A 15405-nucleotide genomic window follows, 5' to 3' on the forward strand; every position below is an offset into this window, starting at 1 on the left:
GCCTGGGTTTCCGCGTCCGCGTTGACGCCCCATCGGCCGCCGCCTAGGCTCCAGCGCTTCCCCGCCCCGGACCCGAGCCGATGTTCCACAACGAGACCACCGTCGACGCGCTCAATGCGCTGTCCCGCAATACCGCGATCGAGACCCTGGGCATCGTGTTCACCGAGATCGGGCCCGACTTCGTGCGCGCGACGATGCCGGTCGATCCGCGCACCCACCAGCCCTACGGCCTGCTGCATGGCGGTGCCTCGGCGCTGCTGGCCGAGACGCTCGGCAGCACCGCCGGCGGCATGGCCGCGCCGGAGGGCTGCGGCGTGGTCGGCATCGAGATCAACGCCAACCATCTGCGCGGCGCACGTGGCGGCACCGTCACCGGCACCGCGCGTCCGCTGCACGTCGGCCGCAGTACCCAGGTGTGGGAAATCCGCATCGAGGATGGCGCCGGCAAGCTGGTGTGCGTGTCCCGGCTGACGCTGGCGGTGATTCCCAAGCCGTGACGCGCGTCGCCAGTGGCGGCCGACGGCCGCGTTTGGGTATCGTGCGCACATGAGCCATCCCCCCACTTCCGCCGCCTCCGGCGGCGCGGCCGCGCGCGCGCTGCGCTATGCCGTGCGCGTGCCGATGCTGCTGTGGCATGTGCTGGTGCACCTGCCGGTCGTGCTGCTGTTGGGCACGCCGCTGGTCCGGGACGTGCGCGTCGGCGGCGAGCCGCTCGGCCACCGCGCGATCCGCTGGTGGCAGGGCGGGCTGATGCGGCTGTTCGGCTTCCGCATGCGCCGGATCGGCACGCCGCTGCCGGGCGCGGTGCTGTTCGTGTCCAACCATGTCAGCTGGATCGACATCGTCGCGCTGCACAGCCAGCGGATGATGGGCTTCGTCGCCAAGCGCGAGATCGCCGGCTGGCCGGTGGTCGGCTGGCTGGCCGGCCGCGGCGAGACGATCTTCCACCAGCGCGGCAACCAGGAGTCGCTGGGCGGGGTGCTGCAGGAGATGCTGGCGCGGCTGCGCAGCGGGCGCTCGGTCGGCGTGTTTCCCGAAGGCCGCACCCGCGACGGCCGCGAGGTCGGGCCGTTCCATGCGCGCATCTTCCTGGCCGCGGTCGAGGCCGGGGTCGCGGTGCAGCCGGTGGCGCTGCGCTACGGCGCCGGCGGCAGCGCGCAGACGATCGTGGCCTTCGGTCCGCACGAATCGTTCCTTGCCAATTTCCTGCGGCTGCTCGGCGAGCCGGCGCGCGATGCCGACGTGATCTTCCTCGAGCCGATCCTGCCCGGCAACGGCGACGGCCGCCGGCGCATCGCCGAGATCGCGCGCGAGCGCATCGTCGCGGCGCTGGGGGCGGCGGGATGACCGCCGGGCGGCCGCCGGTGCCTGCCGACGCGGTGCCGCCCGCACAGGACGGCACCCGGGTCGTCGGCGCCGACTACACGCCGCCCACCTGGCTGCGCAGCCCGCATCTGCAGACGGTGCTGGGCAGCAGCCCGTGGCGACGCCAGCGCGGCGCGCGTGCGCTGGCCGCGACCGGCGCCATCACCACCGAGCACCTGGTCGACGGCGGCGACGGCGTGCGCCTGCACGGCCTGCACAGCGCGGTGCCCGGACGCCCGTCGCGTGGCCTGGCGCTGCTGCTGCACGGCTGGGAAGGCAGCACCGAATCGAGCTACATGCGCCAGACCGCGGCCCGGCTGCTCGATCTCGAATTTGAGGTGTTCCGGCTCAACTTCCGCGACCACGGCGGCAGCCATCATCTCAACGAGGCGATCTTCCATTCCAACCGCATCGACGAGGTCGTGCACGCGGCCTGCGACGTCGCCGACCGCTTCGGCGCACGGCCGATGGTCGCGGCCGGCTATTCGCTGGGCGGCAACTTCGCGCTGCGCTTGGCGATGCGCGCCCCGGCGGCCGGGTTGCCGCTGGTCGGCGTCGCCTCGGTCTGCCCGGTCATCGACCCGGCGCGCACGATGGTCTACATGGAGCGCGGCCTGCGCTTCTACCTGCGCCATTTCGAACGCACCTGGCGCGGCTCGCTGCGGCGCAAACGCGAGCTGTTCCCCGAACGACACGCGTTCGACGATGCGACGCTGCGCCTGGGCATGCGTGAGCTGACCGAATGGCTGGTGCAGACGCATACCGATTTCGGCACGATCGAGAACTACTTCGACGGTTACTCCGTGGCCGGCGACCGCCTGGCCGGGCTGCAGGTGCCGACCCGGATCCTGATGGCGGCCGACGACCCGGTAATCCCGCTCGACGAGTTCCACGCGCTGACCCTGCCGGCGCACGCGCGGGTCGAGATCAGCCGCTGGGGCGGGCACTGCGGCTTCCTGCTGGACGCCAGCCTCGACGGCTTCGCCGAGGGCTGGGTCGCCACGCGGCTGGCGGCGCACGCCGATGCCGCCGGCGAGGGACCCACGCGCGCGCCGCTGTCGGCGGCGGTGCAGGCCTGCATGGACGCGCCCGCCGGCTGAGCGCGGGGCCCGCCCGGCCCGGGTCGGCGCGGCCGCTACAATGGCCGGCCCTTCGACCGGCCGGCCACTGCGCCGGGACATCACAGACATGCAGGACAGGATTCTCGACGCACTGCGCCGCGGCGCCCACGATGATGCGCTGACGCTGGCACGCGAGGCGGTCGCCGCCGACCCGCGCGATCCCGGCAACCAGCGCCTGCTGGCCCAGGCGCTGCACGCCAGCGGCGACGACCAGGCTGCGCTGGCGGCGATCGACGCGGCGATCGCGCTGGTTCCCGACGCCGCCGACCTGCACTTCCAGCGCGCCGGCCTGCTGCTGCAGCAGCGCGACCTCGACGCCGCGTCCGCGGCGCTGTCGCAGAGCACGACGCTCGATCCCAACCAGTTCGGCGCCTACGTGATGCAGGCGCAGCTGGCGATCGGGCGCAACGATCTCGACGAGGCCGAGCGCCTGCAGAAGCTCGCCAGCCGGGTCGCGCCCGAGCATCCGTGGACGACGATGCTCGCCGGTACCCTGGCCTCGCGCCGCGGCGAGCACGACCGCGCGCTGGCGCTGCTGGCACAGGCGGCGAAGGTCGCGCCGGACGACCTGCAGGTGCTCTACGCCAATGCCTTCGCCTATCTGGCGAAGGGCCATCTCGCGTTCGCCGAGCAGGCGTTCCGCCGGGTCATCGAGAAATCCGGCAATGGCCCGCTGCGCGGCGTGCTGGCGCAGATCGTGCTGCAGCAGGGACGCCCGGCCGACGCCGCCGACGTCATCGCCGAGCTGCTGGCCGATCCGGCCCAGGCCACGCCGGGCTGGCAGACCCTGGGCGGCGAACTGGAACTGCAGGCCGGCCGTCCCGAGCGCGCGCTGCCGCTGCTGCGCGCCGCGTTCGCGGCGGCGCCGCAGTCGCGCCGCACCACCGATGCGCTGGTCCGGTTGTGGGCGGCGACCGGCGCCGCCGACGAGGCCCTCGAGGTGCTGGAGCCGGCGCTGGCGCAGCACCCTGCGCAGGACCACCTGTGGCTGGCGCGCCTGGCGTTCGAGCCGTTCGCCAGCGACGCCGCGCGCGACGTCATCGTGCGCTGGCAGGCGGCCGTGCCCGGCCACGTGCCGGCGCTGCAGGCGCGGCTGGCGCTGGAGGCCAATGCCGGAGACCCGGACGCGGCGCTGGCCGCCGCGCGCGCCATCGCCGCGGTCCAGCCGGGCGATCTCGCGGCCAACGACTTCATCTTCGGCCGCCTGCTCGAGCGCGATCCGGGCGCCGCCGTCGCCTTCGCCCAGGACCTGGTGCCCGCCGCCGGCGACGAAGGCAAGCTGCTGCTGCGGCGCTGGATCGGCATCGCCCAGGATGCGGCCGGCCGCCCCGGCGATGCCGCCGCGACCTGGCAGGCGCTGAGCGTCGACATCAGCCGTCAGGCCGGACCGCCACCGGCGCCGACCGCTGCGCCGGCGGCGTGGCCTGCGCCGGGCGCGGCCGATGCCGCGCAGCCGCCCGCGGTATTCCTGTATGGCCCGCCCGGCGCGCGCGTGGACCGCGTGGTCTCGGTGCTGCAGCAGGTCGTGCCGCAGTTCCGCGGCGACCGTATCGTCCGCGGCGTGGGCGACGCGTTCCAGGACACCACCGTGCCGGCGCAGCTGGCGGCCGGGCGCTTCACCGCCGCGCAGGTCGTCGGCAGCTGGCGCCAGCAGTTGCCGGCGCGCGGCATCGGCAACGGCGCGGTCATCGACTGGCTGCCGTTCTGGGACAACGCCTGGCTGTTGGCGCTGCGTCCCGAACTGCCGCAGGCGCGGTTGCTGCTGGTGGTACGCGACCCGCGCGACATGCTGCTCGACTGGCTCGCCTACGGCACCGTGCTGACGATGCGCATCGACGACGCCGCCAGCAGCGCGGCGTGGCTGGCGGCGCACCTGGAACAGCTGGCCGACCTGCACGAGCAGGATCTGATCCCGCACACGCTGCTGCGCAACGACGACCCCGCGGGCGATCCCGCGGCGTTGGCCGCCACGCTCGGCGCGGCGCTGGGCATCGCCGACTTCCCGGTGCCGCCGGCCCAGGCGCTGGGGCCGGCCCGCCTGCCGGCCGGCCACTGGCGCGCCTACGCCGACGTCTGGCCGCAGGCTTTTGCCGCGCTGACGCCGGTGGCGGTACGGTTGGGCTATCCGCAGGATTGACACCCCCTCGCCACGCCGACCCGGCACAGGAGACGACCGACATGCGCATCCACAGCGACAGCTTCGCCCCCGGCCAGCCGATTCCGGCCGCCTTCGCGCTCGGCGCGCCCGGCGGCTTCGGCGGCAACCGCAACCCGCAGCTGGCCTGGGACGAGGTGCCCGCGGGCACACGCTCGTTCGCGCTGCTGTGCATCGACCCCGACGCACCGACCGACCCGTCGTTGGCCGGCAAGGCGGGTGTCGAGATCCCGGTCGCGCATCCGCGCGGCACGTTCGTGCACTGGGTCGTCGCCGACCTGCCGGCCGAGCTGCGCGAGATCGCCGAGGGCAGTGCCAGCGACGGCGTGACCAAGGGCGGCAAGCGCCAGCCGCCGGGTCCGGCCGGCGCCCGCCAGGGCCGCAACGACTACACCGGCTGGTTCGCCGGCGATGCCGAGCTGGGCGGCGACTGGTTCGGCTACGACGGTCCGTATCCGCCGCCCAACGACCTGCGTACGCACCGCTACTTCTTCCGCCTGTTCGCCCTCGACGTGCCGACGCTCGACCTGCCCGACGGCTTCGACGCCGGCGCGGTGCTGCGCGCGATCCAGGGACACGTGCTGGCCGAGGCTTCGGTGTACGGCACCTACGCGCTGCATCCCGGTGCCGCGCCGGTCTGACCGCGGGTTGCGCGGCGCGCTGGCTGGCATCCAGGACTGTCGGAGCGGCCGTTGGCCGCGATGCCTGTCTCCGGATCGGGCGGGAAGCATCGCGGCCAAGGGCCGCTCCTATGGAGGGCGTCGGAACGATCGCCGTCGCGCTCAGCGCGCGACCGTCTCCGATTCCACCACCATGTCCAGCACATAGGCCGACGCCGGTGCATCGGCCGCCGGATCGGTCACCGGGTAGCGCTGCAGCCGCAGCACGTTGCGCACGCCGGGTTCGTGGGTGTAGCCCTCGATGTCCTGCGCCAGCGGCCGCCATTCGCCGGCCGACTGGCGCACGCCGTCGTCGCCGAAGACGATCTCGCGGACCTCGAGGCAGGTCGGCTCGGGCGCCTGCGGCGTGCAGGCGACCCGCTGCGGTGCGACCTCGAGGAACACACGCTCGCCGGGGCCGCCGTAACGGGTGTCCGCGGTGGCCACGCCGGTGAACGCCAGCACCTCGCCGTCGCCACTGGTCAGGGTCAGCCGGGGACGATCGCCAGGCACGATGGCCAGCGTGTGCGGGCCCGGCAGGCGCTGGCCGATCTCGCGTTCCAGGGTCATCAGGCGGTCGTCGCAGGCCATCATCGTCGACACGACGCGGCCGACCTCGAGTCGGTCGCCATCGAGCGTGGCGGTGCCGCGCATGCGGTTGCAGGCGTTGGAGACGCTGACGCCGCCGTCGCTGAAATCCAGCCGCAGCGGCTTGCCGGCATCGTCGAGCAGCGCATCGATGCGCGCGCCGGCGCCGGTCGTGGCACCGGTCAGATCCCAGTGGTAGGCGCCCAGCGTCGCCGCGTGGTCGGCGGGCGCGGCATCGGGCAGGGCGTCCGCGGCATCGGTGGCCGACGGCTGGACATCGGCCGGCGACGGTGCCGGCGTCCGCGAACAGGCGAGGGCGATCAGGGCGAAAGGCAGCAGCAACAGCAAGGGACGGCGCATGGGTGGGTCCTCGGGATGGGCTCGGATGAACGGGCACAGCTTAGCGCCGGGGTCGGCATGATCCCGTCGGGATCCGGCGCGGTTCAGGTTGTCGCGGCATCGATGTCGATCCGGGACACGCCGGATCGTCGTCACCGGGACACGGCGCATGCCGCGCCCATCCCACCATTCCCGAGGAGACGACGATGCGGATCAATCCCTACCTGTATTTCGACGGCCGTTGCGCCGAGGCGTTCGCGCTGTATGCCCGCGTGTTCGGCGGTACGCCGACGCTGCTGCCCAGTGACGCGCAGCCAGCGTCCGCGGACGATGCGGCACCGGCGCCGGAGCGCATCCTGCATGCGCACCTGGAGGCCCGCGGCCAGACGCTGATGGGCTCCGACGTTCCGCCCGGGGTCGCGCTGCCGCCGGATCCGCATGCCTTCGTCAGCGTGGACGTGGACAGCGATGCCGAGGCCGAGCGGATCTTCGCCGCGCTCGCCGACGGTGCGGAGATCCGCGCGCCGATTGCCGAATCCTTCTTCGCCCACCGCTTCGGCATGCTGGTCGACCGCTTCGGTACCGGCTGGATGGTGCTGCACGCGAAGGCGTGCTGACCGTCGCGCAACCCCTTTTCAGCAATCGCCACGCTCACCACAGCCCAGGAGTCGCGCCATGGCCCATCCCCAGATTTACGTCAACCTGCCGGTCGAGGACCTCGACCGGTCCGTCCGCTTCTTCACCGCGCTCGGATTCGCGTTCAACCCGGTGTTCACCAACGAGAACGCGACCTGCATGATCGTCGGCGACGACATCTTCGTGATGCTGCTGGTCAAGCCGTACTTCCAGACCTTCACGACGAAGCGCGTCTGCGAGCGCGACCGCATCGAGGTGATCGTCTGCCTGTCGCAGGACAGCCGCGCCGCGATCGACGCGATGGTCGAGCGCGCGCGCGCGGCCGGCGGCCGGGTCCCGGGCGATCCCGTCGACCACGGCTTCATGTACCAGCACGCCTTCGAGGACCCGGACGGGCATCTCTGGGAGCTGGTGCACATGGACGCCGCGCCGCCGGCATGAGCGCGGTGCGATGCGCGACGTCGCCAGCGCCCGTCCCGCGGCGGTCCCGCCGCCGCGACGCCGCTTGCCTGTGCGTCGGCACGGTGGTGTCATCTCCGCCGATGGAGACGGCCGACCTGCACCGCGCGATCGAGGCCCTGTGGCGTACCGAGATGCCGAAGGTCGTCGGCGGGCTGATGCGCGTGGTCCGCGATCTGGACCTGGCCGAGGAACTGGCGCAGGACGCGCTGGTCGCCGCGCTTGAGCGCTGGCCCGATGCCGGCATTCCCGACAATCCCGGTGCGTGGCTGATGACCACCGCGCGTCACCGCGGCATCGACCGCCTGCGGCGCGCGCGGCTGGCCGACGGCAGGCTCGCCGAGCTGGCGCACGGGATCGAGCAGGCGCAGCGCGACGCCGACGCCCGCCAGCAGGCCGCGCTCGACGACGACATCGGCGACGACGTGCTGCGGCTGATGTTCGTCGCCTGCCATCCGCTGCTGTCGAGCGCGGCGCAGGTCGCGCTGACCCTGCGGCTGATCGGCGGCCTGACCACCGACGAGATCGCACGCGCGTTCCTGGTGCCCGAGGCGACGATCGCCCAGCGCATCGTCCGCGCCAAGCGCAGGATCGCTTCGGCCGGCGTGCCGTTCGAGGTGCCGCGCCGGGCCGAGCTGCCGGCGCGGCTGTCCGCGGTGCTGGGCGTGGTGTACCTGGTCTTCAACGAAGGCTACGCCGCCAGCAGCGGCGACGACTGGTCGCGGCCGGACCTGTGCGCGGAGGCGATCCGGCTCGGCCGCCTGCTGGCCGCGCTGATGCCGGGCGACGCCGAGGTCCATGGCCTGCTGGCGCTGATGACGCTGCAGGCCTCACGGCTCGCGGCACGCACCGATGCCGCGGGCGCGCCGGTGCTGCTGCCCGACCAGGACCGCGGCCGCTGGAACCGCGCGCTGATCGACGAGGGCCTGGCGGCGCTGGAACGCGCCCGGGCCCGGCAGGCGCCGGACGACGCGACTCCCGGGCATTACCGGCTGCAGGCCGCGATCGCCGCCTGCCACGCGCGGGCGGCCACCGCGGCCGACACCGACTGGTCCCGGATCGCCGCGCTGTACGGAGAACTGGCCGCGCGTTCGGGCTCGCCGGTCGTCGAGCTCAACCGCGCGGTCGCGGTCGGCATGGCCTTCGGCCCGCAGGCCGCGCTGCCGATCGTCGACGCCCTGCGGGACGAGCCCGCCCTCGCCGGCTACCACCTGCTGCCGGGCGTGCGCGGCGACCTGCTGGCGAAGCTGGCGCGCCATGCGGAGGCGGGCCGCGAATTTGACCGCGCCGCCGAACTGGCGCGCAATCCGCGCGAACGCGACTGGCTGGCGCAGCGCGCGGCCGAATGCCGCGCCGCGCTCAGAAGCCCGACGGCATGAACAGCAGCAGCCCGGCGCCGAGCACGATGCGGTAGATCGCGAAGCCGGTGAAGCGGTGCGACTTGATGTAGCCGAGCAGCCATTTGACGACCAGGAAGCCGGTCACCATCGCCGCCACGAACGCCAGGGTCACGTCGCCCCAGGCCTCGCCGCCGAGGCCGCCGTCGAGCCACAGTTCGAGGAAGGCATAGGCGCTGGCGGCGAACATCGTCGGGATGCCGACCAGGAACACGAACTCGGCCGCGGCCGAGCGCCGGCTCAGGCCGGCCAGCATCGCGATGAAGATCGCTGCGGCCGAGCGCGAGGTGCCGGGAAACACGCCGGCCACGACCTGCGCCAGCCCGACCAGCACCGCCACCGTCCACGTGACCCGGGTCAGGTCGCCGCGGCGCTCGGCCAGGCGCTCGGCCACGATCATCCACACGCCGCCGATGATCAGCGCCCAGGCCACCGGGGTCACGGTTTCCGGCAGTTCCCAGCCGGCCATCCGCACCGGCAGGCCGACCAGCGCGGTGACCAGGAAGGCAACCGCGAGTTTCAGCACGTAGTCGCGGTTCCCGGGTTCGCGCAGGCCCGTGGCCAGCGACCACAGGCGTTCGCGGAACACCAGCGTGATCGCGACGATCGCGCCGGCCTGGATGACGATGTTGAAGAAGTCCGAACGCGCGCCGAGCCAGTGCTGGGCGATCAGCAGGTGGCCGGTGCTGGAGACGGGCAGGAACTCGGTCAGCCCCTCGATGATGCCGAGCAGCAGGGCGGAAATCGGATCGGACACGGGAACTCGCGGTGGGGGAGTAGCGGACAAGGATACGCCGCTCCCCCGCGTTGCCAATGCGTGGGCCGTGGCGGAGCCGGCCTATCCGGCGCCCTCACCCGATGCGCTGCGCGCATCGACCTCTCCCGCAGGCGGGAGAGGTGTCGCGCTTCCGCAGGATGGCGTCACCACCGGTGCCATTCGGCGCGCGGCATTCCCGGAGCAGCTTGCGCAGAGGCTGCGCGTCGATCGAACGCCGCAGCCGGCAGGCGAACCTCTCAGTCGCGGCGGGTCGCGGGTTGCTTCAGTTCGCGGTAGCGGGCCAGTGCGGCGTCGAGGTCGCTGTCGAGCTCGGCCTGCTCGCCGAGCTGCTGGTCGAGGATCGCCAGCTGCCGCTGCAGGTCCGAGCGCTGGCTGCGGATGCTGTCCTGCAGGGGCTTGGCGACCGGCTTGCCCTGCAGTTCCAGGTCGCCGGCCTGGCGCAGCAGCGACAGCAGGCTGCTGCGCAGGTTGGCCACGCCCATCCGCGAGGTCTTCAGGCCTTCCTCGACCAGCACGATGCGCTCGCCGTAGGCGCGGCGCAGGTCGTCTTCGGTCGCGTAGGACTCGACCATCGCCAGTTCGCGCCGCTGCTGCGCGGCGCGGGCCTCGGCGGCTTCGCGGGCCTGGCGGTCGGCGGCCTCGAGTGCGGCGCGCTCCTCGGCGGTCGGCGCGCGCGCGACCTCGGCCGTGCGCAGGCCGCTGCGGGCGTTGATCTCGGTGCGGGCGGCATCCACCGCGCGCGCCGGCAGCGCATCGCCGCAGACCCGGCGGCCGCCCTCGTCCCAGCAGTAGACCCGGCGTTCGTCCTTCTGCGCGGCGGCCGGGGCCGCCAGCAGGGAGGTCGCCAGCAAGGCCAGCAGCGGACCGGCCAGTCGTGGGTTGCGCTTCATTTCGTCCGTCCCCTGATCGGCCGAAGTGGAAAGTCAGTGCGCCGCGTCGCTGCCGTACCGCGCGCGGTAGGCCAGCAGACGGTCGCGCTCCGCGGCCAGTGTCGCGCTTTCGCCGGCAAACGCAAGCAGGTCGGACAGGCCGGCGATCGCCACCACCGCCACGCCGGTGTCGCGGGCGACCTGCTGCGCGGCCGACAGCGGGCTTGCGTCGGGGGCGCCGTCGTCGCCGATGCGCTCTTGGCGGTCGAGCGCGATGACGATGCCCGCGACCGCGCCGCCGGCGGCGTCGATGATCCCCAGCGCCTCGCGGATCGCGGTACCGGCGGTGATCACGTCGTCGACGATCAGCACCCGGCGGCCTGCCAGCGGCGCGCCGATCAGGCTGCCGCCCTCGCCGTGGGCCTTGGCTTCCTTGCGGTTGAACGCCAGCGGCAGGTCGCGACCGCGGCCGGCGTATTCGCAGGCCAGCGCGGTCGCCAGCGGGATGCCCTTGTAGGCGGGGCCGAACAGCAGGTCGAAGTCGAGCCCGGCGGCGTCCACCGCATCGGCGTAGCAGCCGGCCAGCGCCGCCAGCGCGGCGCCCGAGTCGAAGCGCCCGGCATTGAAGAAGTACGGGCTGACCCGGCCGGACTTGAGGGTGAATTCACCGAAACGCAGGGCGTCGGCGGCCAGGGCGAGCTGCAGGAAACGGGTGCGGTGATCGGTCATGGCGGTCATTGTCCCACGCCCAGCGCGCGCAGCAGCAGGCGCTGCGGGCCACCGCTGCCGCCGGGCAGGTCCTCGCCGGCGTCGACGAAGCCGGCGCGCGCGTACACCCGGCGCGCGGCGTGGTTGTCGCGGTCCACGTTCAGTGCCAGCAGGCGCCGGTCCGGGTGGCGCCGTGCCAGGTCGGCGCAGCAGGCCAGCAGCGCCGGCAGCCCGAGCCCGCGCCCCTGCCAGCGCCGGTCCAGGGCGAACGCGCGCAGCGTCATCGTGCGCCGGTCCAGGACCTGCCGGGCGACCACGGTGCGCAGGTAGTCGAGCCGGTAGAAGCCGATCACCGTGGTCCCGAGCAGCACCACCATCGCCTCGCTGTCGGGCGAGGCGAGGGCATCGCCGACGTTGAACGCGATGTCGCCGGCATGGCGCGCCTGCCCCGGCCGCAGCCGCAGTTCCCGCGCCGCGGCGGCCTGGGCGGCGTCGGCGGGCACGACCTCGGGCGACGGGAGCGGCGCTGGCGGCATCGGCCGAGCATAGCGGGCCGCGGGCGTGCCGATGGCGAGGCGGGGGCGCGCGGGCGGGCGGCGGCCGGCGGCCTGCTAGGCTTGGTGTCCGCACCATCGACCGGGTTTGCATGAGAATCATCAGCTTCAACGCCAACGGCCTGCGCTCGGCCGCGAAGAAGGGCTTCTTCGACTGGTTCGCCGGGCAGGACGCCGACGTGCTGTGCCTGCAGGAGACCAAGGCCCAGGAGCACCAGCTCGCCGGCCCCGACGGCCTGGATGCGGCGTTCCTGCCGCCCGGCTACAGGGCCTGGTTCCGCGATGCGACGACGAAGAAGGGCTACAGCGGCGTGGCGATCTACGCCCGGCGCGAGCCCGACGAAGTCCGCACCGCGCTCGGCTGGGCGCCGTTCGACGACGAGGGCCGCTACATCGAGGCGCGCTTCGGCAACCTCAGCGTGGTGTCGTTCTACATTCCGTCGGGTTCGTCGGGCGAGCTGCGCCAGGACTTCAAGTTCGAGGTCATGCACTGGCTGCGGCCGATCCTGGACGAATGGCTGGCCAGCGGCCGCGACTACGTGCTGTGCGGCGACTGGAACATCGTGCGTGCGCGCAACGACATCAGGAACTGGACCAGCAACCAGAAGAATTCCGGCTGTACCCCGCCCGAGCGCGCCTGGCTCAACGCGATGATCGCCGATGATTGCGGCGACGGCCTGGTCGAGCCGCCGGCGCGCGGTTGGCTCGACGCGCTGCGCGTGCTGCGGCCCGAGGCCGTCGAGTACACGTGGTGGAGCAACCGCGGCGCGGCGCGCGCGAACGACGTCGGCTGGCGCATCGACTACCAGTTCATCACCCCGTCGCTGCGCGAGCGCGTGCGCGCCTGCAGCGTGCATCCCGAGCCGCGCTTCTCCGACCATGCGCCGCTGGTCGTGGACTACCGCGGATGAGCGCAGCCGCCGCGGCGAAGGCCGGCAAGCCGTCGATCTGGCAGGCGTTCACCCAGCCGGCCGCATGGACGATGTTCTTCTTCGGCTTCGCCTCCGGCCTGCCGTTCCTGCTGGTCGCCGGCACGCTGGCGTACTGGCTGCGCGAGGGCGGCATCGAGCTGCGCGAGATCACGATGATCGCCAGCGCCGGCATGGCGTATTCGTTCAAGTTCCTGTGGGCGCCGCTGGTCGACCGCTGGCGCCTGCCGCTGCTGGGCCGGCTGGGCCAGCGCCGCAGCTGGCTGCTGCTGGCGATGGCCGCGGTGATGGCCGGGCTGGCGGGCATGGCGATCGTCGGCACCGGGCCGCTGGCGCTGTTCGTCTGCGTGACCCTGCTGGTGGCGTTCTCGGGGGCCACGCTCGACATCGCGGTCGACGCCTACCGCGTCGAGATCGCGCCGCCGTCGGCGCAGGGCGCGCTGGTGGCGACGTACTCGCTGGGCTACCGCATCGCGCTGATCGCCAGCGGCGCGCTGGCGCTGGTGCTGGCCGACCACGTGGCCTGGCCGGTCGTCTACCTGGTGATGGCGGCCTGCATGCTGGTGCCGCTGGCGACCTGCCTGCTGGCCGCCGAGCCGGCGGTGCTGCGTCCGCGCGCGCGCAACTGGGTCGAGGGCCTGCGCGAGGGCGTGGTCGAGCCGTTCGCCGATTTCTTCCGCCGCTTCGGCGGCCGGGTGGCGCTGGGCATCCTGCTGTTCATCCTGGCGATGAAGATCTCCGACCAGGCGCTCATCGGCGGCATCATCGGACCGTTCTACCTCGACCAGGGCTTCAGCAAGACCGAGATCGCCGCGGTGACCAAGGTCTACGGCATCTGGATCGGCATCGCCGGCGCGTTCCTCGGCGGCATCGCGGTCGCGCGCTGGGGTATCCAGTGGCCGCTGTTCGCCGCGATCGTGCTCGGCGCGGCCAGCAACCTGCTATACCTGATCCTGATCGGCGCCAACGGCGACCTGACCCTGCTGACGATCGTGATCTCCGGCGAGAACCTCGCCCAGGGGTTCCTGGGCACGGTCGCGGTCGCGTACATGTCGGCGCTGGTCAACCAGCGCTACACCGCGACCCAGTACGCGCTGTTCTCGTCGCTGATCATGCTGCCGGGCAAGGTGCTGGGCTTCTTCTCCGGGCACATCGTCGAGGCCAGCGCCAGCTATGCGCCATACTTCATCATCACCGCGGTCGTCGCATTGCCGGCGCTGGTGCTGTTCTTCTGGCTCAAGCCGCGGGTGCGGCTCGGCGACGATGTCCCGCCGGCCGGCGAGGAAGCACATCCCGACATGGCGCAAGCCGACATGAAGCCGACAGGAAACAAGCCGACATGAGCGAACTGGTGCTGCGCGACATCGATCCGGAACTGCTCGCGGGCATCGAGCGGGTGGCCGGCATCCACGGCTGGAGCCAGTCGCGCACGGTCCGGGTGCTGCTGGAGCGGGGCCTGCACGCGCTGCTGGGCGACGACGCCCGCGAGCTGGCGCCGGCCGAATCGGACGTGCTGCGCGCGGCGATCAGCGCGATGGAGGACGTGCCCGACGATGCCGGCTTCGCGATGATCGGACGCAATCCGGAAACCTGATCCGCCCCGCGGTCCCATGGCATGGCGGACCGGACACGTCAGGCCGGATAGACCCCGCCCAGCACCCGCGGGCCGCGCGCGCCGGTCACCGACGGCAGGTTGCCGGGCAGGCCGAGCAGGGTCTGCCGCGCCAGCCAGGCGAAGCCCATCGCCTCGACGTGGTCGGGGTCGAGGCCGTGCGCGGCGCTCGATTCGACGACGCAGCCGGGCAATGCGTCGGCCAGCGCGCGCATCAGCACGGGGTTGTGCACGCCACCGCCGCAGGCCACCAGGCGCGCGGTCGCCGGCTGCAGCGCGCGCAGCGCATCGGCGATCGTCGTCGCGCTGAGCGCCAGCAGCGTCGCCTGCACGTCGGCGGGCGTTTCCCCGCCGCGCAGCGCGGCGTCGACCCAGCCGAGGTGGAACTGGTCGCGCCCGGTGGACTTCGGCGGCGGCAGCGTGAACCACGGTTCGGCGCGCAGCCGCGCCAGCAGCGCCGCATCGACCCGGCCGCTTGCGGCCAGCGCGCCGGCGCGGTCGAAGGCCTCGCCGGTGTGGCGCAGGCACCAGGCGTCCATCAGCCCGTTGGCCGGGCCGGTGTCGAAGCCGCGCACCGGGCCGCCGTCGCCCGGCAGCAGGGTCAGGTTGCCGATGCCGCCGAGGTTGAGCACCGCGCGGTCCTCGCCCGGTGCGTGCAGCAGGGCGGCGTGCAGCGCGGGCAGCAGCGGCGCGCCGTGGCCGCCGGCGGCGACGTCGCGGCGACGGAAATCGGCGACGGTACGGATGCCGCTGCGCTCGGCGATCAGCGACGGGTCGCCGAGCTGCACGGTATACGGCCAGCGCCCGTCGCCGTGCCGGCCGAGCGGGCGGTGGCGCAAGGTCTGGCCGTGCGAACCGATCGCCGCGACCTGCACGCGGTCGGTACCGCTGTCGGCCAGCGCCCGGCCGGCGGCGTTGGCGAACGCTTCGGCGATGCGGGTGTCGAGTTCGCCGAGGTCGTCGAGGGTCAGCGCCGCGTCCTGCTGGCCGAGCGCGACCAGCTGCCGGCGCAGCGCGGGATCCCACGGATAGGTGCGGCCGAACAGCAGCCGTGCCTGCAGCGGTGCGCTGCGGGTCGCCGCATCGCGTGGCGCGGCGTCGTCGAATGCGACCAGCGCCGCATCGATGCCGTCGGCGCTGGTGCCCGAGATCAGGCCGAGATACAGGTCGGGCATGCGCGTGGACCGCAGACTGGAGGTGCCGGATGTACGACGCCCGGCGCTGGGCCGGGCGTTT

At 73.2% G+C, this 15405-nt stretch carries 16 protein-coding genes and 1 pseudogene; 11 read left to right on the forward strand and 6 right to left on the reverse strand.

The features are described from left to right. The first annotated feature begins 80 nt into the window (after positions 1–80). The 5 genes and pseudogenes from LDO26_RS07390 (at position 81) to LDO26_RS07410 (ending at position 5282) form a co-directional block, all read left to right on the forward strand. The gene (locus tag LDO26_RS07390) at positions 81–497 is read left to right on the forward strand and encodes a hotdog fold thioesterase (protein ID WP_232130442.1); all 417 of its coding nucleotides are present in this window, start codon (positions 81–83) and stop codon (positions 495–497) included. Between the two features lie 49 nt (positions 498–546). Next, positions 547–1347: a lysophospholipid acyltransferase family protein gene (locus tag LDO26_RS07395; RefSeq protein ID WP_232130443.1), complete on the forward strand. Its 801-nt coding sequence runs from the start codon at positions 547–549 to the stop codon at positions 1345–1347. Then, positions 1344–2387 (forward strand): annotated as a pseudogene (locus tag LDO26_RS07400) (YheT family hydrolase); the annotation flags it as partial. The gene LDO26_RS07395 and the pseudogene LDO26_RS07400, both read left to right, overlap by 4 nt. Before the next feature lie 166 nt (positions 2388–2553). Next, positions 2554–4623: a tetratricopeptide repeat protein gene (locus LDO26_RS07405; protein WP_232130444.1), complete on the forward strand. Its 2070-nt coding sequence runs from the start codon at positions 2554–2556 to the stop codon at positions 4621–4623. Between the two features lie 41 nt (positions 4624–4664). Next, positions 4665–5282 (forward strand): YbhB/YbcL family Raf kinase inhibitor-like protein, encoded by a 618-nt coding sequence (locus tag LDO26_RS07410; RefSeq protein WP_232130445.1) that lies wholly within the window; start codon positions 4665–4667, stop codon positions 5280–5282. 141 nt (positions 5283–5423) lie between these two features. Here the strand turns inward: LDO26_RS07410 and LDO26_RS07415 are convergent, their stop codons facing one another. Then, complete coding sequence (locus LDO26_RS07415) at positions 5424–6248, reverse strand: META and DUF4377 domain-containing protein (protein WP_232130446.1); 825 nt, start codon at positions 6246–6248, stop codon at positions 5424–5426. Positions 6249–6433: 185 nt separating this feature from the next. Here LDO26_RS07415 and LDO26_RS07420 point away from each other — a divergent pair, with 185 nt between their 5' ends. The 3 genes from LDO26_RS07420 to LDO26_RS07430 all read left to right on the forward strand — a co-directional run bounded on the left by LDO26_RS07420 (position 6434) and on the right by LDO26_RS07430 (position 8701). Beyond that, a complete protein-coding gene (locus LDO26_RS07420) occupies positions 6434–6844 on the forward strand; it encodes a VOC family protein (RefSeq protein ID WP_232130447.1) in 411 nt (136 codons plus the stop codon). A 58-nt stretch (positions 6845–6902) separates the two neighbouring features. After that, positions 6903–7304 carry a VOC family protein gene (locus LDO26_RS07425; protein WP_232130448.1) on the forward strand — a complete coding sequence of 134 codons (402 nt, stop codon included), beginning with the start codon at positions 6903–6905 and terminating at the stop codon, positions 7302–7304. Between the two features lie 101 nt (positions 7305–7405). Continuing rightward, positions 7406–8701 carry an RNA polymerase sigma factor gene (locus LDO26_RS07430; protein ID WP_232130449.1) on the forward strand — a complete coding sequence of 432 codons (1296 nt, stop codon included), beginning with the start codon at positions 7406–7408 and terminating at the stop codon, positions 8699–8701. Here the strand turns inward: LDO26_RS07430 and LDO26_RS07435 are convergent. The 4 genes from LDO26_RS07435 to LDO26_RS07450 all read right to left on the reverse strand — a co-directional run bounded on the left by LDO26_RS07435 (position 8682) and on the right by LDO26_RS07450 (position 11610). Next, on the reverse strand, positions 8682–9476 hold the full coding sequence (locus LDO26_RS07435; RefSeq protein WP_232130450.1) for an undecaprenyl-diphosphate phosphatase: 795 nt from the start codon (positions 9474–9476) through the stop codon (positions 8682–8684). The two genes, LDO26_RS07430 and LDO26_RS07435, sit on opposite strands and share 20 nt — an antisense overlap. Before the next feature lie 257 nt (positions 9477–9733). Further along, positions 9734–10387 (reverse strand): hypothetical protein, encoded by a 654-nt coding sequence (locus LDO26_RS07440; RefSeq protein WP_232130451.1) that lies wholly within the window; start codon positions 10385–10387, stop codon positions 9734–9736. A 33-nt stretch (positions 10388–10420) separates the two neighbouring features. Next, on the reverse strand, positions 10421–11095 hold the full coding sequence (gene pyrE / locus LDO26_RS07445) for an orotate phosphoribosyltransferase (RefSeq protein ID WP_232130452.1): 675 nt from the start codon (positions 11093–11095) through the stop codon (positions 10421–10423). A 5-nt stretch (positions 11096–11100) separates the two neighbouring features. Next, a complete protein-coding gene (locus LDO26_RS07450; protein WP_232130453.1) occupies positions 11101–11610 on the reverse strand; it encodes a GNAT family N-acetyltransferase in 510 nt (169 codons plus the stop codon). Between the two features lie 110 nt (positions 11611–11720). Here LDO26_RS07450 and LDO26_RS07455 point away from each other — a divergent pair, with 110 nt between their 5' ends. The 3 genes from LDO26_RS07455 to LDO26_RS07465 are packed head-to-tail and all read left to right on the forward strand — an operon-like array spanning position 11721 to position 14151. Continuing rightward, a complete protein-coding gene (locus tag LDO26_RS07455) occupies positions 11721–12539 on the forward strand; it encodes an exodeoxyribonuclease III (RefSeq protein ID WP_232130454.1) in 819 nt (272 codons plus the stop codon). Then, on the forward strand, positions 12536–13900 hold the full coding sequence (locus tag LDO26_RS07460) for an AmpG family muropeptide MFS transporter (protein ID WP_232130455.1): 1365 nt from the start codon (positions 12536–12538) through the stop codon (positions 13898–13900). The genes LDO26_RS07455 and LDO26_RS07460 overlap by 4 nt, the downstream gene beginning before the upstream one ends. Next, positions 13897–14151 (forward strand): hypothetical protein, encoded by a 255-nt coding sequence (locus LDO26_RS07465; protein ID WP_232130456.1) that lies wholly within the window; start codon positions 13897–13899, stop codon positions 14149–14151. The genes LDO26_RS07460 and LDO26_RS07465 overlap by 4 nt, the downstream gene beginning before the upstream one ends. 38 nt (positions 14152–14189) lie before the next feature. Here the strand turns inward: LDO26_RS07465 and LDO26_RS07470 are convergent, their stop codons facing one another. Next, positions 14190–15344: an anhydro-N-acetylmuramic acid kinase gene (locus LDO26_RS07470; RefSeq protein ID WP_232130457.1), complete on the reverse strand. Its 1155-nt coding sequence runs from the start codon at positions 15342–15344 to the stop codon at positions 14190–14192. Positions 15345–15405: the final 61 nt, after the last annotated feature.

It is taken from the genome of Proluteimonas luteida (assembly GCF_021191695.1).
GTDB classification, from domain to species: Bacteria; Pseudomonadota; Gammaproteobacteria; order Xanthomonadales; family Xanthomonadaceae; genus Luteimonas; species Luteimonas luteida.